The sequence below is a fragment of the Achromobacter sp. B7 genome, assembly GCF_003600685.1.
GTDB classification, from domain to species: Bacteria; Pseudomonadota; Gammaproteobacteria; order Burkholderiales; family Burkholderiaceae_B; genus Achromobacter; species Achromobacter spanius_B.
On the sequence record NZ_CP032084.1, the window covers coordinates 1266882 to 1286107 of the forward strand.

15 protein-coding genes are annotated in these 19226 nt (G+C 64.7%); 8 read left to right on the plus strand and 7 right to left on the minus strand.

What is annotated here, in order from left to right; genetic code table 11:
- The first annotated feature begins 24 nt into the window (after positions 1–24).
- From ispD to DVB37_RS05680, 3 genes are all read left to right on the plus strand, one after another.
- Positions 25–708 carry a 2-C-methyl-D-erythritol 4-phosphate cytidylyltransferase gene (gene ispD, locus DVB37_RS05670; RefSeq protein ID WP_104142975.1) on the plus strand — a complete coding sequence of 228 codons (684 nt, stop codon included), beginning with the start codon at positions 25–27 and terminating at the stop codon, positions 706–708.
- Positions 705–1196: a 2-C-methyl-D-erythritol 2,4-cyclodiphosphate synthase gene (gene ispF / locus DVB37_RS05675; RefSeq protein WP_120154229.1), complete on the plus strand. Its 492-nt coding sequence runs from the start codon at positions 705–707 to the stop codon at positions 1194–1196. Before ispD ends, ispF begins: the two co-directional genes overlap by 4 nt.
- A 205-nt stretch (positions 1197–1401) precedes the next feature.
- The gene (locus tag DVB37_RS05680; RefSeq protein ID WP_240434045.1) at positions 1402–3468 is read left to right on the plus strand and encodes a DUF4344 domain-containing metallopeptidase; all 2067 of its coding nucleotides are present in this window, start codon (positions 1402–1404) and stop codon (positions 3466–3468) included.
- Between the two features lie 96 nt (positions 3469–3564).
- Here DVB37_RS05680 and DVB37_RS05685 read toward each other — a convergent pair whose 3' ends face one another.
- The 4 genes from DVB37_RS05685 to ompR all read right to left on the minus strand — a co-directional run bounded on the left by DVB37_RS05685 (position 3565) and on the right by ompR (position 6929).
- Positions 3565–4083, minus strand: a complete 519-nt coding sequence (locus tag DVB37_RS05685; protein WP_006223770.1) for a carboxymuconolactone decarboxylase family protein — start codon at positions 4081–4083, stop codon at positions 3565–3567.
- Positions 4084–4157: 74 nt separating this feature from the next.
- Entirely contained in the window at positions 4158–4706 is a 549-nt protein-coding gene (locus DVB37_RS05690) for a peroxiredoxin (protein WP_006217982.1), read from the minus strand.
- A gap of 59 nt (positions 4707–4765) precedes the next feature.
- A complete protein-coding gene (locus DVB37_RS05695; RefSeq protein WP_006217983.1) occupies positions 4766–6160 on the minus strand; it encodes an ATP-binding protein in 1395 nt (464 codons plus the stop codon).
- A gap of 34 nt (positions 6161–6194) precedes the next feature.
- The gene (gene ompR / locus DVB37_RS05700; RefSeq protein WP_003813882.1) at positions 6195–6929 is read right to left on the minus strand and encodes a two-component system response regulator OmpR; all 735 of its coding nucleotides are present in this window, start codon (positions 6927–6929) and stop codon (positions 6195–6197) included.
- Positions 6930–7059: 130 nt separating this feature from the next.
- Here ompR and tsaB point away from each other — a divergent pair, with 130 nt between their 5' ends.
- The gene (gene tsaB / locus DVB37_RS05705) at positions 7060–8454 is read left to right on the plus strand and encodes a tRNA (adenosine(37)-N6)-threonylcarbamoyltransferase complex dimerization subunit type 1 TsaB (RefSeq protein ID WP_120154233.1); all 1395 of its coding nucleotides are present in this window, start codon (positions 7060–7062) and stop codon (positions 8452–8454) included.
- On the plus strand, positions 8451–9521 hold the full coding sequence (locus DVB37_RS05710) for a uracil-DNA glycosylase (protein WP_120154235.1): 1071 nt from the start codon (positions 8451–8453) through the stop codon (positions 9519–9521). Before tsaB ends, DVB37_RS05710 begins: the two co-directional genes overlap by 4 nt.
- A 152-nt stretch (positions 9522–9673) precedes the next feature.
- Here the strand turns inward: DVB37_RS05710 and lplT are convergent, their stop codons facing one another.
- Positions 9674–10990, minus strand: a complete 1317-nt coding sequence (gene lplT / locus DVB37_RS05715; RefSeq protein WP_046802555.1) for a lysophospholipid transporter LplT — start codon at positions 10988–10990, stop codon at positions 9674–9676.
- A 263-nt stretch (positions 10991–11253) separates the two neighbouring features.
- Here lplT and smc point away from each other — a divergent pair, with 263 nt between their 5' ends.
- From smc to ligA, 3 genes are read left to right on the plus strand one after another with little or no spacing between them, the layout of a single operon-like run.
- Positions 11254–14787, plus strand: coding sequence for a chromosome segregation protein SMC (gene smc / locus DVB37_RS05720; RefSeq protein ID WP_046802556.1), 3534 nt, complete (start codon positions 11254–11256; stop codon positions 14785–14787).
- A gap of 46 nt (positions 14788–14833) precedes the next feature.
- Positions 14834–15913 carry a cell division protein ZipA C-terminal FtsZ-binding domain-containing protein gene (locus DVB37_RS05725; protein WP_104142985.1) on the plus strand — a complete coding sequence of 360 codons (1080 nt, stop codon included), beginning with the start codon at positions 14834–14836 and terminating at the stop codon, positions 15911–15913.
- Positions 15914–18016 (plus strand): NAD-dependent DNA ligase LigA, encoded by a 2103-nt coding sequence (gene ligA, locus DVB37_RS05730; RefSeq protein WP_120154237.1) that lies wholly within the window; start codon positions 15914–15916, stop codon positions 18014–18016. It abuts the gene before it with no gap.
- Between the two features lie 74 nt (positions 18017–18090).
- On the opposite strand, the gene DVB37_RS05735 is transcribed toward ligA, so the two are convergent.
- Positions 18091–18867, minus strand: coding sequence for a peptidylprolyl isomerase (locus DVB37_RS05735; RefSeq protein WP_046802559.1), 777 nt, complete (start codon positions 18865–18867; stop codon positions 18091–18093).
- A 17-nt stretch (positions 18868–18884) separates the two neighbouring features.
- Positions 18885–19154 (minus strand): BolA family transcriptional regulator, encoded by a 270-nt coding sequence (locus DVB37_RS05740; protein ID WP_046802560.1) that lies wholly within the window; start codon positions 19152–19154, stop codon positions 18885–18887.
- Positions 19155–19226 lie beyond the last annotated feature (72 nt).

A 19226-nucleotide genomic window follows, 5' to 3' on the forward strand; every position in this document is an offset into this window, starting at 1 on the left:
GGAAGATTATAAAATCACCGCACCATGTCTGACTCAATCATTGCGATCGTTCCCGCAGCGGGCGTTGGCGCCCGCGCCAGCCAGCCCGGCGTCGAACCCGTTCCCAAGCAATACCGTCCATTGGCCGGACAGCCCATGTTGCGCCATGCGGTGAGTGCGCTGCTGGCCGATGAGCGCGTTTCGCAGGTACGCGTGGCCGTGACGCCCGGCGACGGCTGGGTCGACGCGGCGCTGGCCGGCTTGCCGCGCACGGTGTGGCGGGCCTGCGGCGGCGCTACGCGAGCCGACACCGTGGCGGGCGCCTTGGCCGAAAGCGGCGTGGCCGACGACACCTGGGTGCTGGTGCACGATGCGGCGCGGCCCGGGCTGCCCCAGGCCGCCTTGCGCCGCCTGATCGACGCCTGTCTGGCCGACCCCGTGGGCGGCTTGTTGGCGTTACCGGTCGCCGACACCGTCAAGGGCGGGCGCGACCGGGTCGAACGCACGCTGGATCGCAATGGGCTGTGGCTGGCGCAGACCCCGCAAATGTTTCGGGCCGGCGTGCTGCGCGATGCGCTGACGGCGGCCTCTGTGAATGGCGTCACGGTCACCGACGAGGCCTCGGCCCTGGAGGCCGCCGGCTATGCGCCGCTGCTGGTCCCCGGTGCCTTGCGCAACTTCAAGGTGACTTGGCCGGATGATTTTGAACTGATGGAAAAATGGCTATGAGCATTCCTTTTCGCGTCGGGCAGGGCTTTGACGTGCACGCGCTGGTGGCGGGCCGGCCGCTGATCATCGGCGGCGTGACGATCCCGCACACGCACGGCCTGCTGGGCCATTCCGATGCGGACGTGCTGTTGCACGCCATCACCGACGCGCTGCTGGGCGCGGCGGGCTTGGGCGATATCGGCCGGCATTTCCCGGACACGGACCCGGCCTTCAAGGGCGCGGATAGCCGCGTGCTGCTGCGCGAAGCCATGGCGCGTGTGCGCGCGGCGGGCTGGGCGCCCGTCAACATCGATGCGACGTTGCACGCGCAGGCGCCCAAGATCGGCCCGCACGCGCCTGCCATGGTGAGGAACATTGCCGCCGACACCGGTCTGCCCGAAGCCGACGTGAACATCAAGGCCAAGACCAACGAGGGCCTGGGCTACCTGGGCCGCAAGGAAGGCATCGCGGCGACCGTGGTGGCGTTGTTGGCGCGTGTCGACAGTTGAGGCGTGTGCCGGCCCCTTGCAAGGGCGTCATTTACTTTGGCATACATCTTTAACAAATAAATAAGCGGGTCCATATGATTCGGAATATTCTGCGCGCTATCTAAATCGGATCACATGAGATATTCGGATGCATCTACGTGGCGCAGCCCTGCTTTTAGCCCTTGCCGCAGTATGTGCGCCCGCGCACGCGGAGTTTGAACAGCAGTTGGGTCCGCTGGCTGGCGGGGTCCGACAGCAGCTGTTGCAGGGTTGGACGGCGGGCTTGCAGGACGGCTGGTTCACCTTGCAGAACAAGGGCACGCCGGGCAGTGAGCAAACGCTGTACGTCACGGCAGGCCCCGCACCGGACGCCGGCCGCATCACCGACGTCAATGTGGTCGTCAATTCGCAGAATCCCAAGGCGTCCATCGGCGTTGTGATGAACAACCGCGCCACCAAGAGCCTGTGCCTGCTTGAAATCATGGCCGACAAAAACACGAAGCTGTTTTGCCTGGAAGGGCAGAACCGCCGTGATTTCGGCTCTGTGCCGAATGTCGCCAAGCTGGACGGGTCGGACCGCATCAAGGTGGTCGAGGTGCCGGGCGCCGCGCGCTTCATCGTGAACGGCCAGAAGATCGGCGACGTGGCGGACGTGTCGGCGCTGGGCGCGGATATCGGCATCATGGCGTATGACGTCGGCACGTTCGGCATCGCGGATTTTTCCATCACGACCAACCAAGGGTCCAAGCAGCCGCCGGCCGCACCGCCGTCCACCGGCTTGCCGCCTCGTGGCGGTGGCGCGGCCAGCCCGCCGCCCGCGGGCCTGCCTCCGCGCGGCGGCGCCACGGGCGCAAGCCCACAGAACACCCAGCCGCGCGTCAATACGCCCCAGGCTGCCCCGTCTCCGGGCGGCAATAATTCCGGCTTGCCGGGCTCGGGTCCGTATCCCCGTTTCGGTGGCGATACCGAACGCATCGTCGCCGTGTATATCGGCTTGATGAAAAGCATCTTCATGCACGAGTTCGGCCACGCGCTGATCGGCGAACTGCAATTGCCGTCCACCGGCGCCGAAGAGGATGCGGTGGATATTTACGCGGCGTTGCAGATCGTGGAACCCACGATGTACCCGTCGGGCAGCAAGGACGTGGACCGCATGGCGCGCGAAGCGGCCACCTACGCCGCGCTGCAGTGGTATTACAGCGGCAAGCTGTCGGAAAGCCGCGGCCAGGCGCCCTCGGCATGGCAGGACGAACACACGGGCGACCTGAAGCGCTTCCGCAACATGCTTTGCATCATGTACGGCGGCAACCCCGCTGTGTTCGAAACGGTGGTTCAACAAACCGGATTCGAAGACCGCACCAAGGCCCGTTGCACGGACGAATTCAACAAGCAGAACCGCGCGTGGCGCAAGATTCTGGCGCCGTACACGCGCGTCGGTACCTGGACGCCGGACGGCGAGCAACCGGCCAACGCGCCCGGCGCGCCGGTGAACGTGGTGTTCGAGCCGTCCAAGCGCAAGATCGGCAACCTGTTCGCGAACAACCTGTCGGCCGCCATCGGCGAAAACATCAAGCTGCTGGGCAAGACGTATGTGCTGCCCCGGCCGGTGAACGTGGTCTTCAAGGACTGCGGCAAGCTCAACGCCTGGTACAGCCCGCGCGAAGGCTCGATCACCATGTGCTATGAGCTGATCGAGAACATTGCCGTGATGATTTCGGACATCGAAATGGGCACGGTGGGCGGTGAAATCGTGGCCAAGGACGGCTCGGCGCCGCCTGCCCGCCAGCAGCAGGCACCCGCGGGCCAAGGGCAGGGCGCCGCCGCCCCGACCGGCGGTTTCGATGAATTGAAGGACAGCGGCGTGCCGGCCACGACCTTGCTGTTCTCGGCGCCGTACAAGGGACCCACGCCGGTCCAGCACTACCGCGCCAAGGTCATCACCACCGGCGATTTGGTCCAGCTGATTAAGAACAACAAGAATTTGATCATCGTGGACAGCAGCGGGCTGCGCGACACCTTGCCCATCGCCTATCCGCTGGCCGACGCGGGGTCGGACGGCAGCGTCAAGGACAGCCTGCAAGGTCCGCTGGACGATTGGCTGATGAAGAAGTCGGGCGGCAACCGGGGCGTGCCGATCGTATTGATGGGCGCCGGCATGAACGACCGTTCGTCGTACAACGCGGCGTTGCGCGTCGGCACTTTGGGCTGGGACGCCTACTGGTATCGCGGCGGCCTGGAAGCCTGGGTGGCCAACGGCTTGCCGACCTCGCCCGTGAAGCCGGCGCAGAACTAATCGAGCAGTCCCCGTCGGCGCCATCACCTTGGCGCGCGGCAATAAAAAGCCCGCCTGTTTGCACAGGCGGGCTTTTTTCCATCTTCAGACCGAGGCTTACTTGCCTTGGGCGGCCAGCGCCAGAGCGGCGGCGTTGACGACGGCGGCGATACGGCCGGCGTCGCGCAGCTGTTCGGTCGACAGGCCGTCGTTCTTCAGGTTTTCATAGTGCGAGGCCACGCAGAAATGGCACTTGCCGATGATCGAAGCAACCAGCGCGAACAGTTCAAAGCGCTTTTTCTCGACGCCGCCATGGGTGGCGTAGGCGTTCATGCGCAGCTGCGCGGGCAGGCTCTTCAGGTTGGCGTCGCCCGTCATTTCGACGTAGGGATACCAGGTGTTGTTCATGCCCATCAGTGCGGAAGCGGTCAGGGCGGCATTGGCGTCGCCTTCCGACAGGCCGCTCTTGAAGGCTTCGACCAGCACCGGGCTGCGCGCGGCGTAAGCGGCGGACAGGGCGGCGCCAACGGCATCTTCAGGCGCCAGCGTGGAACGGGCGATGACGGCGTCCAGATTCAGGCGGATGTCCTTGGCCCAATCCGGCAGCTGTTCCTTAATGGTCGTAAGAAATTCCATAGTTTTTACCTATAATCTAGAGCAAGTAAAGCCCGGCGCCGGGCCTGCGTACAGGCCCTGGGCCGGGCTGGAAATTACAGCGTAGCGCCGCCAACCGTACGGTTGCACGGGCAGAGCTCGTCGGTTTGCAGACCGTCGAGCAAGCGCAGAACTTCTTCCGGGTTACGGCCGACGTTCAGGTTGTTCACCGAAACGTGCTGGATCGTGTTGTCCGGGTCAACGATGAACGTGGCGCGCAGAGCAACGCCAGCACCCTTTTCGCGGACGCCCAGTTGGTCGATCAGGGCACCGGTGGTGTCGCCGAATTGGTAGTGGCCCAGCTTGTTCAGGTCCGGGTGCTCACGGCGCCATGCCAGCTTGACGAATTCGTTGTCGGTGGAGCCGCCCAGCAGAACGGCGTCGCGGTCTTCGAAATCCTTGGCCAGCTTGTTGAAGCCGACGATTTCGGTCGGGCACACAAACGTGAAGTCTTTCGGGTAGAAGTAGATCACCTTCCACTTGCCGGGGAACGAGCTTTCGGTGATGTCTTCAAACGCCGACACGCCATTCTCTTCGTGCTGGTTGAAGCCGGGCTTGACGCCGGTGACCTTGAAGGGCTCGAGTTTGTCGCCAACAGTTTTCATGTTTACTCCCAGTAGTTGTTGGTGGAGATAAGGCAGTGCCTTAAACCATAAATTCTACGCTATGGATTATCGTTGTCTAATTGATAATTCCTAAACTTGGCTTTGGGCAACTCTATGCGCGCGGTCAGCCCGCCGCCTTCGCGAGGCAGCATCCGCAGCGTGCCGCCCACGTGCTTGAGCAGGCGTTCGACAATGGCCAGACCCAGGCCCGCGCCGCTGACACCGGTACGCGCCGCTTCGCCACGCGAGAAAGGCCGCAGCAGCCGGTCGACGTCTTCGGGCGCGATGCCCGGTCCGCGGTCGCACACTTCGATCACGATCATGCCGCCTTCGGCTTGCAGCGTCATGACAAGGTGCGCCATGCCGTCGCTGGACCGACCATAGCGCCGCGCGTTTTCGATCAGGTTGCTGACCACCCGCTTCAGGTCCAGTGCCGTGATCCGGGCGCGCAGCCCGGGTTCCAACGACGCTTCCAGCTCGCCGCCCAACGACGCGGTGTGGCTGCGTTCACGTTCATAGAGCTCGGCCAGTACCGCGGAAATGTCGGTGGCCAGCTGCGGCAGGGTGCCGGCGGGCCGTGCATATTCCATCAGTTGGCCGATGCTGTGGTCGATCTGACCCAGGTCTTCGTCGATGGCCTGGCGGGCGTCTTCCGACACGCCGCTAAGCTCGATTTCCAGGCGCATGCGGGCCAGCGGGGTGCGCAGGTCGTGCGAGATCCCTGCCAGCATCAGCTCTCGGTCGGCCTCGGCCTGCCGCAGGTCTTTAGCCATGCGGTTGAACGAGGCGTTCAGGTCGCGGATTTCCAAAGGACCCTGTTCGGGTAGTGGCGCGGGCGTCTCGCCGCGCGACAACACCTGCGCGGCGCGGGCAAGCCGGGACAGGGGCCGGTTCACGAACCCCACGCTGACCGCCGCACCGACAAGGGAAAGCAGCAACGCCGTGGCGCCCCATCCCAGCCATTCGATACCACCCGTCAAGCCAATCTGTTCTCGCTCGAACACCAGCCAATACAGATCTTTTTCGATCTGGAAGCTGACCCAGAAGCCGGGCACCTGGTTGACGCCCCAGGCGATCTGCGTTTCCGGGCCAAAGCGCGTGCGGATATGCTGCGCCACACGCTGCCAGTAGTCGTCGTCGGGAAGGGCTTCGGCAAAGTCGGTGACTTCGCGCGGGTAGACCTGAATGCCTTCGTTGGTGGCCAGGTCCAGCAGCAGCTTGCTGCGTTCGCCGTTATGAGAGTAGATCAGGGCCGTGCGCGTGATATTGACGGCCGTGATCACCCGCTGCGCCATTTGATTGGCGCGCGGTCCCAGCTCCATGCTGAAAAATACTTGTAGCCACGCGCCCAGGCTGACCAGCATCAGCGCTGCGAGCAGCAGGAACGTGCGGCCGAACAAGCCGAGCCGCAAACGTGAAGTCAGGTTCCTGAAGGTTCTGCGCAAGCGGGGCACGAGGCTGCGCTCCTGCCCAGGGCGGGCGAGCCGATCAGCTACCACCGTCCGGCACAAACACGTATCCGAGACCCCAAACGGTCTGGATGAACACGGGCTTGGACGGATTGGGTTCGATCAGTTTGCGCAGGCGCGAGATCTGCACGTCGAGGCTGCGATCGAAAGCTTCGTATTCGCGGCCGCGAGCCAGTTCCATGAGCTTGTCGCGGGACAGGGGAATCTTCGGATGGCGCGCAAACACCTTGAGCACCGAGAATTCGCCGGTGGTGATCGGCACTTGTTCGCCGTTGCGCGTCAGCGTACGGGTGGACAAGTTCAGCACGTAGGGGCCGAAAGCGATCGACTCGTTTTCCTGGCTGGGAGCGCCCGGATGTTCTTCGGTGCCGCGACGGCGTAGGATCGCGTTGATCCGTGCCAGCAGTTCCCGGGGGTTGAACGGTTTGGACAGGTAGTCGTCCGCGCCCATTTCAAGGCCCACGATGCGGTCGATTTCTTCCGCCTTGGCCGTGAGCATGATGATGGGCGTATTGTCGTGGCCACCGCGCAGCCGACGACAGATGGACAGACCATCTTCGCCGGGCAGCATCAGATCCAGCACGAGCAGGTCAAAATGCTCGCGTTGCCAGAGTTTGCCCATCTCTTTGGCGTCTTCGGCGACGAAAACGTTGAATCCCTGCTCGGACAAATACCGGCGCAGCAAATCGCGCAAGCGCGGATCATCGTCAACGACGAGGATTTTTCGGGTGGGGGTGGTGTTTTGCGTATTCATGGCCGGAAATGTAACAGTGACAAGAACCAGCGGCTAGTGGGCGTTCACAAGATATTACACATTGCGAACCATGGTTGAAATCCCCCTTACAACCGGGGGCGGAGCCGCGTATTTCGTACAATCTGCACCTATGGAACTAAACCTGCTGGCTTTGGAAACGTCTTCGTCCCGTTGCGGGGTGGCTTTACTGCGAACGGTCGATGGCCGTTTGCAGGTGATTACCCGCGAGCACGAGGGGTCCCAAGAGCATGCGGAACGACTCTTGCCGATGGCGAACGAGCTGCTTGCCGAGTCCGGCATTGCACCCACGGCCCTGCACGCCGTGGCGTTTGGCCAGGGGCCGGGCGGCTTTACCGGCCTGCGTGTCGCTTGCGGCGTGGCCCAGGGCATGGGCCTGGGGCTGGGGATTCCGGTGCTGCCTGTCGTGTCCCACCAGGCGGTCGCCGCGCAGGTGGCCGAGGCCACGCCCGCCAACGCCATTGTGGTGGCGCTGGACGCGCGCATGAACGAGGTCTATCTGGCGGTTTATCGCCCGTTGGGCGCGCAGGGGGCCGAAGAGTCCGCCTGGCAGGTCCTGCAAGCCCCGCTGTTGATCGCGGCTGCCGAGGTCGTGCCCTGGACGGCGCATCACCTTGCCCAATGGTCGGATTCCGAGGGCCAGGCTTTGCGCCCGCTGCTGGCGGGCGACGCCTGGGATGCCTACGCGTCGGACATGATTGCGCCGGATGGGTGGGCGCGCGCGGCCGATGCGTTGCGCCCCGAAGCCGCCAGCGTGGCGCGTCTGGCGCGACAAGGCTGGCTGCGCGGTGAAGCGCTGCCTCCGGAAGAGGCCGCGCCGCTTTATGTGCGCGACAAGGTTGCCTTTACCACCGCCGAGCGCATGCGGGGCGAAGGCGGCAACCCGAAAGCCGCGCCGTCGCTGGCGTCGGAGGCCAAGCAATCACCGCGCAACGACCCATCCCAGCTCACCGACTCATCGCAGCGTGGTGCACAGCCAGAGCCCGCCGATCGGCCGCAGCAGGGCCGCGTGGCGGAACGTTCCGGGCACCTTGCGCCCGCCGAACAACCCCAGCCCTTGACGCACGACGACCTGGACGAGGTGGCCGCGCTGGAGGCCCACGTGCAGGCGTTTCCCTGGACGCGCGGCAACTTCGTCGACGCACTGGCGGCGGGCTACGGCGCTTGGGTACTTCGCCGCGACGGCAAAGTCGCTGCCTTCTGCATTTTGATGTTTGCGCCGGACGTCGCGCACTTGCTCGTCATTGCCGTGTCCAAACACCTGCATCGGCAAGGGCTGGGCGGCATCCTGCTGCAATGGTGCGAGGCGCAGGCGCGGGAACGGGGGCTTGAGGGCGTGCTGCTGGAAGTGCGCCCGTCCAACGTCTCCGCCGTCAGCTTTTACCGCGACCACGGTTATTTGCAGATCGGTGTGCGCCGTGGGTACTACCCCGCTGAAAAAGGCACGCGCGAAGACGCTCTGGTCATGCAAAAACGCTTTGACGCCACGCCGGAGGTGCTCGCATGACCGTGCCGACGCCCGCCGTGGCGCCCCGCGTCAATCCGCTTCAGCGCATCTGGCTGCGCGAAATTGGCATGGAAAGGCTGTGGCTGCGCCCGGCTCCGGCCGATGCTCGTGCGCCCGTTGCGCCGCAAGCCCCTGTTTCAAAACCGGTTTTGTTGGATTCCGGGGTGGCGGCCCGTGCCCCGAATGCCCCCGTCGGGCATGTCAACGTGTCCGGTCAGCCTGCCGCTGTGCAGGCCCCGGTGGCGGCCCTGCCGCCCGCCGCGGTGCCGGCTTCCGCCCCGATGCCGGCTGCCGCATCGGCTACTGCTTCGTCTGCTTCGTCTGCTGCGTCGACTGCCGCGCCGGTCGCTGCTCCGGCCGCCGTCGCAAGCGAACGCAGTTCTGGACGCCCGGGCATTCCCGCTTCCATCCTGAACCGCACCGGCCCGCCGCCGCGTCCGGTTCCCAAGACGGCCGAAGAAGAAGCCGTCGAAGCGCCTCGCATCCCCGTGGCCGAGGCGGTGAAAAACGCCAATCTGGACGAACTGCGCGAGCAGGTGGTGGCGTGTACGGCGTGCGGGCTGTGCCAGGGGCGCCGCCACGCGGTCTTTGGCCATGGGGCAACGCCTACTCGCTGGCTGGTCGTGGGAGAGGCCCCGGGCGAGCAAGAAGACCGGCAGGGCCACCCGTTTGTCGGCCGCTCCGGCCAACTGCTGGACGCCATGCTGGCCGCCGTGGGCATGAGCCGCGACACCGACGTCTTCATCACCAACGTCATCAAGTGCCGCCCGCCGGGCAACCGCAATCCCAAGCCCGAGGAAATTGCCGCTTGCAGCCCGTATCTGATGCGCCAGATCGCCTTGCTGAAGCCGGAGCGCATCCTGGTCCTGGGCCGGTTTGCCGCGCAGACGTTGCTGGGTACGGACGCCACCATCGGCAGCCTGCGTGGCCGCGTGCATACGCTCAAGACTGAGGACGGCAGCCAGATTCCGCTGATCGTCAGCTATCACCCGGCGTACCTGCTGCGCAGCCCGTCCGAAAAGGCGCGGGCCTGGCAAGACCTTAAGCTGGCGTCCCGCCAGATCTGACCGCGCTGGCTTGCCGCTGGCGGCGGACGATAAAAAGCCGGGCTTGGGCCCGGCTTTTTATTGCGCGTCATGCATTGCGCGTCCTGTATTGCGCATCTTGTATTGCCCGCCTTTATCGCCCGTTTTTCGTTTCCGATCAACGGCTTGGCGTCTTAGTGGGTGTTCGAATCCAGCGCACGCCCATGGCCTTCCTGCCCGATCTGGTCGTGCAGATCGGGGTTGGCCTGCATGTTGCGCTTGCTCCAGCGCATGAATACCACCATCAGCACCGCCACCACCGAGCCAAAAATCACGATGATGATGTTGATCGGCAGTTGCAGCCACAGCAGCAGCGTGTACATCGCCACCATCAGCAGGATGTTGAGCTGTTCATTGAAGTTCTGCACCGCGATGGAATGGCCCGCCGACAGCAGCACGTGGCCGCGATGTTGCAGCAGCGCATTCATCGGCACCACGAAGAAACCGGCCAGCCCGCCCGTGATCAGCAGCAGCAGGTAGACGCTCCAGGGCGAATAGACCAGCGGCATCAGCAACACGACCAGCCCCATGGCGGCGCCTACCGGCAGCACGGCCAGCGCGCGGCGCAGCGGGATGCGGCCGGCCAGGATCGAGCCGACCACGGTACCCAGCGCCGCCACGCCCATCAGCATCGACGCCTTGTCCAGCTGATAGCCCAGGTGGCTGCGGCCCCATTCGATAACGATCAGTTGCAGCGTGGCGCCCGCGCCCCAGAACAGGGTGGTGACCGCCAGCGAAATCTGGCCCAGCTTGTCTTTCCACAGCACGCAGACGTAGCCCCAGAACGTGCGGATCAGGCGCACCGGGTTTTTCTGCTGCGGCGGGTAGCGCACATGGGTGCGCGGAATCATCAGGTTGCACAGCGCCGCCAGCAGGTAGACGAACGCAATGACCAGGATGGCGGCTTCGGCGGGGGTGTGCACCAGGCTGCCGATGAACGAATGGCTCAACAGGGCGGTCGACACCGAGGACGAAATCAACAGGCCGCCCAGCACCGTGCCCAAAATGATGGAAAACACCGTCAGCCCTTCGATCCAGCTATTGCCCTTGACCAGCATGTGCGGCGGCAGCATTTCGGTGACGATGCCGTACTTGGCGGGCGAATAGGCCGCCGCGCCGATCCCGACCACGGCATAGGCGGCGCAGACCAGGTAGGTCTGGTATTCGGGGGCAACGCCGATGCTGGCGTACGAGAACATCAGCAGACAGCCGGCCACCTTCAGCGCGTTGGTGGAGAACATCACACGGCCCTTGGGGAAAGAGTCCGCCAGGGCGCCGACAAAGGCCGCCAGCACCACGTAGGCCAGCGCGAACGACCATTTCATCATGGGCGCCAACCAGTCGGGGCCGTGCAGCTCCTGTATCAAGGCGATGGCTGCGATGAACAGCGCATTGTCCGCCAATGACGAGAAGGCCTGCGCGGCCATGACCAGATAGAAACCACGTTTCAAGAATGTCCCCGTTCTTTGGCCTGAGCCCGGCCAGTCCGCGTGAAAATTATGTGTCGTGCCAAAAAGTGTCAGGGAGTATAGCCGGTGCCCGAAGGCGCACCATTGCGCGTTTGCCCGTGGGTTGACCATTACTGACGTTTAGCGACAGACTGCCTGCGGTATCATACGACCCATATGTGAGCCGGCCCTTCGTGGGCCGGTTTGCAATCTGTGCGGCAGGTCCGTTAACGCCTTTCGTCAACCCACCCCGTCGTCATCGTACTGTGCGTCTTACTCAGCTAAAACTCGCCGGCTTCAAGTCCTTCGTCGATCCCACCGTGATTCCCGTGCCCAGTCAACTGGTTGGCGTGGTGGGTCCGAACGGCTGCGGGAAATCGAACATCATCGATGCGGTGCGCTGGGTGCTGGGCGAGGCCAAGGCCTCGGAACTGCGCGGCGAGTCCATGCAGGACGTCATTTTCAACGGCTCGGGCAACCGCAAGCCAGCGGCCCGTGCGTCGGTGGAAATGGTGTTCGACAACAGCGAAGGGCGGGCTGCGGGCCAATGGAGCACCTACGCCGAAATCGCCGTGCGCCGGGTCCTGACCCGGGACGGCACCAGCAGCTATTTCGTCAATAACCAGCAGGTCCGGCGCCGCGACATCCACGATATCTTCCTGGGCACCGGCCTGGGCGCGCGTGGCTACGCCATCATCGGGCAGGGCATGATCAACCGCCTGATCGAGGCGCGCCCTGAAGAACTGCGGGTATTCCTGGAAGAAGCGGCCGGCGTGTCGCGCTACAAGGAACGCCGCCGCGAGACCGAAAACCGCCTGTCCGACACGCGCGAAAACCTGACTCGCGTGGAAGACATTCTGCGCGAACTGAACAGCCAGCTTGAAAAGCTGGAAGCCCAGGCCGAAGTCGCCACGCGATACCGCGAGCTTCAGGCCGACGGCGAAAAGAAACAGCATTCCCTGTGGTTCCTGAAGGAAACCGGGGCTCGCGAAGAGCGCGCCAAGAAAGCCCAGGAAATGGCGCAGGCGCAAAACGAGCTGGAAGCCGCCATCGCCGGCCTGCGGGCAGGCGAAGCGGCGCTGGAATCGCGCCGTCAGGCCCACTACGCGGCCAGCGACGCCGTGCACACCGCCCAGGGCGCGCTGTACGAAGCCAACGCGCAGGTCAGCCGCCTGGAAGCCGAGATCCGCCACGTGGTGGATTCGCGCAACCGTCTGCAATCGCGCCGCGACCAGCTGCAGCAGCAGATCGCGGAATGGACCAGCCAGCGCGAGCACTGCACTGAGCAAATCGCCCAGGCCGAAGACGACCTGGCCACCGCCGCCGCCCGCACCGAAGAGGCGCGGGCCGCCGCCGAAGACGCTCAGGCGGGGTTGCCCGCCGTCGAGCAGCGTGTGCGCGAGGCCGCCTCGGGCCGCGACGAAATGCGCGCCGCCCTGGCCCGGGTCGAACAGAACCTGGCGCTGGTCGCCCAGACCCAGCGCGACGCCGACCGCCAAATGCAGGTGCTGGAGCAGCGCCGCGAACGCCTGCAACAAGAGCTACGCGAGCTGCATGCGCCCGACCCCGTCCGCCTGGAGCAACTGGCCGGCGACCGGGTAGCCGGCGAAGACCAGCTGCAAGAAGCCCAGGAAGAACTGGCCACGCTGGAAGGCCGCGTGCCGGAAGCGGATGCCGAGCGCAGCCGCGCCCAGGCCGCCGCCCAGACCGACGCTCAGAACCTGGCCCGTCTGGAAGCCCGCCTGTCCGCGCTGGTGAAGCTGCAGGAAGACGTGCAGAAGCAGGGCGCGCTGGAACCCTGGCTGGCCAAGCACGAATTGGCCGGGCTGTCGCGCCTGTGGCAAAAGCTGCACGTGGAGCCGGGCTGGGAAACCGCCCTGGAATCCGCCCTGCGCGAGCGCATGGCGTCCATGGAAGTGCGCAATCTGGATTGGGCCCGCGCGTTCGCCGAAGACGCGCCGCCCGCCCGGCTGGCTTTCTATCAACTGCCCGTCGCGGCGCCCGCGCCGGCCGCCCCGGCCGGCCTGACGCCGCTGGCCAGCCTGCTGCGCATCACCGACCCGGACCTGCGCACGCTGCTGAACGACTGGCTGGCCGGCATCTACACCGCCACCGACGTGACGCAGGCCCTGGCCATGCGAGCGACCTTGCCCGCCGGCAGCGCCTGCGTGGTCAAGGCCGGCCATCTGATCGATGCCCATAGCGTCCGCTTTTACGCGCCGGATTCCGAACAGGCCGGCCTGCTGGCCCGCCAGCAGGAAATTGAAAACCTGCAGCGCGAAATCAAGGCCCAGCAGCTGATCGCCGACCAGGCGCGCGCCGCGGTTGCCCGCGCCGAAGCAGCCTGGCAGCAGGTCTCGCAGGCCATCGCCCCGGCGCGCACGCGCGTGGCCGAGGTCACGCGCCGCGTGCACGACATCCAGCTTGAACATTCCCGGCTGCAACAGCAGGCCGAGCAATCCGGCGAACGGGCATCGCGCCTGCGCCAGGATCTGGAAGAAATCAAGGTCCAGGAAGAAGACCTGCGCGCCACCCGCGAAGAAGCCGAAGCCCGCTTCGAGACGCTGGACGAAGAACTGGCCGAGCACCAATCCCGCTTTGCCGATGCTGAAATGGACGGCGAAACGCTGGCCGCCCAGGCCGAAGCCGCCCGTACGCGCCTGCGCGAGCTTGAGCGTGCCGCGCAAGAAGCCGAATTTGCCGAACGCGGCATTCAGGTCCGCATTACCGACCTGCAACGCAACCAGCAATTGGCCGCCGACCAAAGCCAGCGCGGCACGGTCGAGCTTGAACAACTGATGGGCGATCTGGCCGAGCTGGACGCGTCCGCGTCGCAGGCCGGGTTGCAGGATGCCCTGGAAGCCCGTGCCGAGCGCGAAGAAGCGCTGTCGCGCGCGCGCCAGGAAATGGAAAACCTGGCGGCTCTGTTGCGCGGCGCCGATGAAGACCGGCAACAGCAGGAACAGACGCTGGAACCGCGCCGTGCGCGCATCATGGAATTGCAGCTGCAAGAGCAGGCCGCGCGCTTGGCCGAAGAGCAGTTCACCGAACAGCTGAACGCCCGCGAAGTCGACCGCGAGGCGCTGGCCCAGGACCTGGCCACCCGCCCCGAGGAATGGCGCCGCGCCAGCTGGCTGCAACAGGAAGTGGGCCGGATCTCGCGCCAGATTGAATCGTTGGGCTCGGTCAACCTGGCGGCGCTGGACGAATTGAACACGTCGCGCGAACGCAAGGGTTTCCTGGATTCCCAGCACCAGGATTTGATGACCGCCATCGAAACCCTGGAAGACGCGATCCGCAAGATCGACCGCGAAACGCGCGAGCTGCTGCAAGAAACCTTCAACATCGTGAACGGCCACTTTGGCGAGCTGTTCCCCAAGCTGTTTGGTGGGGGCGAAGCCAAGCTCAGCATGACAGGCGAGGAAATTCTCGACGCGGGCGTGCAGGTCATGGCCCAGCCGCCCGGCAAGCGCAACAGCACGATTCACCTCTTGTCCGGCGGCGAAAAAGCGCTGACCGCGACCGCGTTGGTGTTCGCGTTGTTCAAGCTGAACCCGGCGCCGTTCTGCCTGCTGGACGAGGTGGACGCGCCGCTGGACGACGCCAACACCGAACGCTACGCAAACCTGGTCGCCAACATGAGCGAGCAAACCCAATTCCTATTTATTTCGCACAACAAGATCGCCATGCAGATGGCCAAGCAGCTGATCGGCGTAACCATGCAAGAGCAAGGGGTTTCGCGTATCGTTGCGGTAGACATAGATTCGGCCGTGCAAATGATGGCCTCCGAAGCGGCATAAACCCCATATTTAGAAAGGCGCCGCCCTCCTGGCGCGGGATGTACACATGAGTGATTTGCAGATCGGGCTGATAGCCCTGGGCGTCTTGCTGATACTGCTGGTGTTGGGATTCAACTGGTGGCAGGACCGGCGCGTCCGGCGCAAGATGCAAAGCCATTTCCCCACGTCTGAACAGGATCCGTTGCTGGGCGCCGGCGCTGCCGGCGCAGCCGCTTCGGCCACTGCCGCGGGCGCGAGCCGTCGCGAGCCCGGCATGGGCGGCGATGCGCCGCGCGCGCACCCGGGCCAGCCCGCGCCGGTGGACCCGGGTAGCGATGCCGACGACACGGAAGAACCCGATCCCGCCTGCGAAGTGGTCATCGAAATCAATTTTGCCGAACCCGTGCGTGGCGCCGACCTGCTGCCTTACATGCAAAGCCTGCGCCACGTAGGCCGCAAGCCGATGCGCGTATTCGCCGAAACCGACCAGCGCCGCCATCGTGCCCGCGTGCATGCCGGCGAATCGTATGCGTCGATGCAACTGGCGGTGCTGCTGGCTAATCGCAGCGGCCCCCTGACTGCCATTGAATGGTCGCAAGCCTGGGCTCGCGCCCAGGACATGGCCGAACGTTTCGACGCCACCATCGAAGGCCCCGACCAGCAAGCCGTGCTGGAGCAGGGCGCCCGCCTGGACGACACCTGCGCCGCGCTGGATACCCAGGTTGGCCTGACGCTGCTGCTGGGCGCGGCCCAGCCTGCCGCCGAAGTGCTGTCCGTGGCCCGCGACACGGGCTTCGTGGCGGATGGCAATCGCCTGGCGTGGCCCGCCGAAAACGGTGTGACCCGCTTCACGCTGTCGCGCGCCGATGGCGCCGCCTTCGACGCCGGCATGGGTGGCGTCGAACGCCTGTACCTGCTGCTGGACGTGCCTTGTGCGCCGGCCGATACGCGTGCCTTTGGCCGCATGGTCGACGTGGGCCGCGACCTGGCCGCCCGCCTGCGCGCCGAGCTGGTCGACGACCAGGGCAAGCCGCTGGCGGATGGTTCCGAAACGGTTATCGACGAACGCCTCCAAGTGCTGTTCGAACAGCTTGAACAAGCGGGCCTGCCCGCCGGAAGCGAGCGTGCTCAACGGGTGTTTGCATAAATGAGCCGCGCGTCTGGTGAAGTCAACCCGGCGGAAACCGCGGCGCGCCTGCGCGCCGAGCTGGAACAGCACAACGTCCGCTATTACGTCTACGACGAGCCCTCCGTCTCGGATGCCGAGTACGACGGGCTGATGCGGCAGCTTGAAGCCCTAGAGGCCGAGCATCCCGAACTGATCACCCCGGAATCGCCCACGCAACGCGTGGGCGCTGCGCCTGTCTCCGCCTTTGGCAGCGTGCGCCATGCCGTGCCGATGCTGTCGCTGAACAACGCCTTTGCCGAAGAAGAAGTGGGGGCGTTCGACCGCCGTGTCACGGACACGTTGCGCGGCGCAGGCCTGCTGGGGCCGGCGCAGCAAGCCGATTATTTCTGTGAGCTCAAGTTGGACGGGCTGGCGATCAGCCTGCGTTACGAGGACGGCCGTCTGGTGCAGGCCGCCACGCGCGGCGACGGCCAGACGGGCGAAGATGTCACCTCCAACATCCGCACCATCAAGGCCATTCCGCTGCAACTGAAAGGGTCCGCCCCGAAAGTGCTGGAAGTGCGCGGCGAGGTGCTGATGAATCGCGCCGACTTTGAAAAGTTGAACGCGGCGCAGGCCAAGCGTGACGAAAAGATCTTCGTCAACCCGCGTAATGCCGCCGCCGGCAGCCTGCGTCAGCTGGACCCGCGCATCACCGCCAAGCGGCCGCTGCGCTTCTTTGCGTATGGCTGGGGCGAAGTGCAGGGCCTGCCCGGCAAGCAAAGCGGCTTGTTCGACGAGGCCACGGCCGGCGCCGGTCAGGCCTCGCAACTGCCCGAAGCGTCGCATGGTGCCATGCTGGCCTGGCTGCACGAGCTGGGCCTGCCGGTCAACTTGAAGCACAACCATCGCGCGACGGGCGCCGAAGGCTTGATGGCCTTTTATGCCAAGGTGGGCGAGCTGCGTGCCAGCCTGCCTTACGACATCGACGGCGTGGTCTACAAAGTAGATTCGCTGCCCGCGCAGAAAGTGCTGGGCTTCGTGGCGCGCGCGCCGCGCTTCGCGCTGGCGCACAAATTTGCCGCCGAAGAAGCCACCACCACGCTGCTGGATATTGAAGTCCAGGTTGGGCGCACGGGCGCGATCACGCCCGTGGCTCGCCTAAAACCCGTGTTCGTGGGCGGCGTGACCGTCACCAACGCGACGCTGCACAACGAAGACGAAATCCGCCGCAAGGACGTGCGCAAGGGTGACACCGTCATCGTGCGCCGCGCGGGCGATGTGATCCCCGAAGTGCTGGGCCCCGTGCTTGAAAAGCGGCCCGACGACGCCCAGGAATTCGTCATGCCCACGGCCTGCCCGGTCTGCGGCTCGGCCATTGAACGGCTGGAAGACGAGACCATTGCGCGCTGTACGGGCGGCCTGTTCTGCGCCGCGCAGCGCAAGCAGACGCTGTGGCATGCGGCCAGCCGCAAGGCGCTGGACATCGAAGGGCTGGGCGAAAAGTTGGTGGACCAGTTGGTCGACAGCGGCCGGGTCAAGACTTTGGCCGATCTGTACAGCCTGCGTCCGCTCGAGCTGGTGGGCCTGGATCGCATGGGCCAGAAGTCGGCCGATAACCTGGTGGCGGCCATCGACAAGGCGCGCGCCCCGGGCTTGAACCGCCTGTTGTTTGCGCTGGGTATTCGTCACGTGGGTGAAACCACCGCGCGCGACGTGGCACGGCATTTCGGCAGCATCGACGCCATCATGGACGCTGATGAAGACGCCTTGTCGTCCGTGCCGGACGTGGGCCCCGTGGTGGCGGCATCCATCCGCCGCTTCTTTGCCGAGCAGCACAACCGGGACGTCATCGAGCAATTGAAGGCGCAGGGGGTGAACCCCGTGGCCGACGCCGCGCCGCAAGGCACGACGCTGGCGGGCAAGACTTTCGTGTTGACCGGCACCCTGCCCAACTGGACGCGCGAGGAAGCATCAATGCACATCCAGGCCGCGGGCGGCAAGGTCAGCGGATCGGTCTCCAAGAAAACCGCTTATCTGGTGGCCGGCGAAGAGGCTGGCAGCAAACTCACCAAGGCGCAGGAACTGGGCGTGACCGTGTTGGATGAAGATGCGTTGAAAGCCCTATTGGGAATGTCCTAGCCCAAAGGGAATGTCCTGCCCCAAAAAAAACTGCCCGCGATAGCGGGCAGTTTTGATTTTGGCGCAGGGCAGGCTTACTGAATCTTGGCCTTGTCGCGCAGTTGCTTCTGGTAGTCGGCCAGGGTTTGCTGGCGCAGCATTTCTTCCAGTTGCGGACGCACTTGATCCAGCGGCGGGAATTCCACCGGGCGGGTGTCCTCAACCTTGATGATGTGCCAGCCGAATTGAGTTTGGACCGGCTTGTCGACCAGTTCGCCCTTCTTCAACTGAGTCACGGCTTGCGCGAACGGCTGGACGTAGTTGGTCGGGGGAGCCCAACCCAGATCGCCACCCTTTTCGGCGCTGCCGGGGTCCTTCGAGTTCTTCTTGGCCAGATCGTCGAACTTGCTCTTGTTGCTCTTGATCTGGGCCAGCAGGTCATTGGCCGTCTTCTCGTCTTCGACGAGGATATGACGGACCTTGTATTCCATCTTGCCGGCTTGTTCCTTCTTGATCTTCTCGTATTCGGCGGTGACCTTGGCGTCCGAAACCGGGTTCTTGGCCAGGTAGTCGGCCATCAGGGCGCGCACCAGGATGCCTTGGCGGGCCAGTTCGATTTCGGTTTGAACGTCGGCTTGCTTGGCGATGCCGCTGGATTCGGCGGCTTGCACGAAGATCTGGCGGTTAATCATTTCTTGCTTGACCTGTTCGCGCAATTGCGGCGAATCGGTCGCGCCCTGGCTGACCAGCAGCTTGACGAATTGATCCAAATTCTTTTGCGGAATGGCCTTACCGTTGACGGTGGCCACGTTTTGCGCGAAAGCGGGCACGGCGATGACGCAGGCCGCAGCCAGCATGACGATGCGTTTCATGAATATCCTTTTACTTTCTATTTGGGAGCCTGGGCATCTAGCGCAAGCGCATGAATCGGATAGGGGATCAAATCTTGCAAATGATGATACACCAGCCTATGTCGCGCCACGGCGGAGAGCCCCGTGAAGCAAGGCGCTACGATATGGACGCGATAGTGGCCGGCGCCGTTTTTACTGCCTTCGTGGCCGGCATGCAAATGCGAGTCGTCCAGGATGTCCAGCGTTACAGGTTCCAGGGCGGCCAGGCGCTCTCGGATCAGGGTGATGCGATCGGTGTTGTCGGACATGGCGGCTTGATGAAAGTTCCGACGCGCCCACGAGAGTGGGCGCGCCTATGATTGGACCGTGTGGTCGGGCCG

Coding starts and splice junctions, on each gene's coding strand:
- ispD (WP_104142975.1), top strand. CDS start 25: ATGTCTGACTCAATCATTGCGATCGTTCCCGCAGCGGGCGTTGGCGCC.
- ispF (WP_120154229.1), top strand. CDS start 705: ATGAGCATTCCTTTTCGCGTCGGGCAGGGCTTTGACGTGCACGCGCTG.
- DVB37_RS05685 (WP_006223770.1), bottom strand. CDS start 4,083: ATGGAATTTCTTACGACCATTAAGGAACAGCTGCCGGATTGGGCCAAG.
- DVB37_RS05690 (WP_006217982.1), bottom strand. CDS start 4,706: ATGAAAACTGTTGGCGACAAACTCGAGCCCTTCAAGGTCACCGGCGTC.
- ompR (WP_003813882.1), bottom strand. CDS start 6,929: ATGAATACGCAAAACACCACCCCCACCCGAAAAATCCTCGTCGTTGAC.
- tsaB (WP_120154233.1), top strand. CDS start 7,060: ATGGAACTAAACCTGCTGGCTTTGGAAACGTCTTCGTCCCGTTGCGGG.
- DVB37_RS05710 (WP_120154235.1), top strand. CDS start 8,451: ATGACCGTGCCGACGCCCGCCGTGGCGCCCCGCGTCAATCCGCTTCAG.
- DVB37_RS05725 (WP_104142985.1), top strand. CDS start 14,834: ATGAGTGATTTGCAGATCGGGCTGATAGCCCTGGGCGTCTTGCTGATA.
- ligA (WP_120154237.1), top strand. CDS start 15,914: ATGAGCCGCGCGTCTGGTGAAGTCAACCCGGCGGAAACCGCGGCGCGC.
- DVB37_RS05735 (WP_046802559.1), bottom strand. CDS start 18,867: ATGAAACGCATCGTCATGCTGGCTGCGGCCTGCGTCATCGCCGTGCCC.
- DVB37_RS05740 (WP_046802560.1), bottom strand. CDS start 19,154: ATGTCCGACAACACCGATCGCATCACCCTGATCCGAGAGCGCCTGGCC.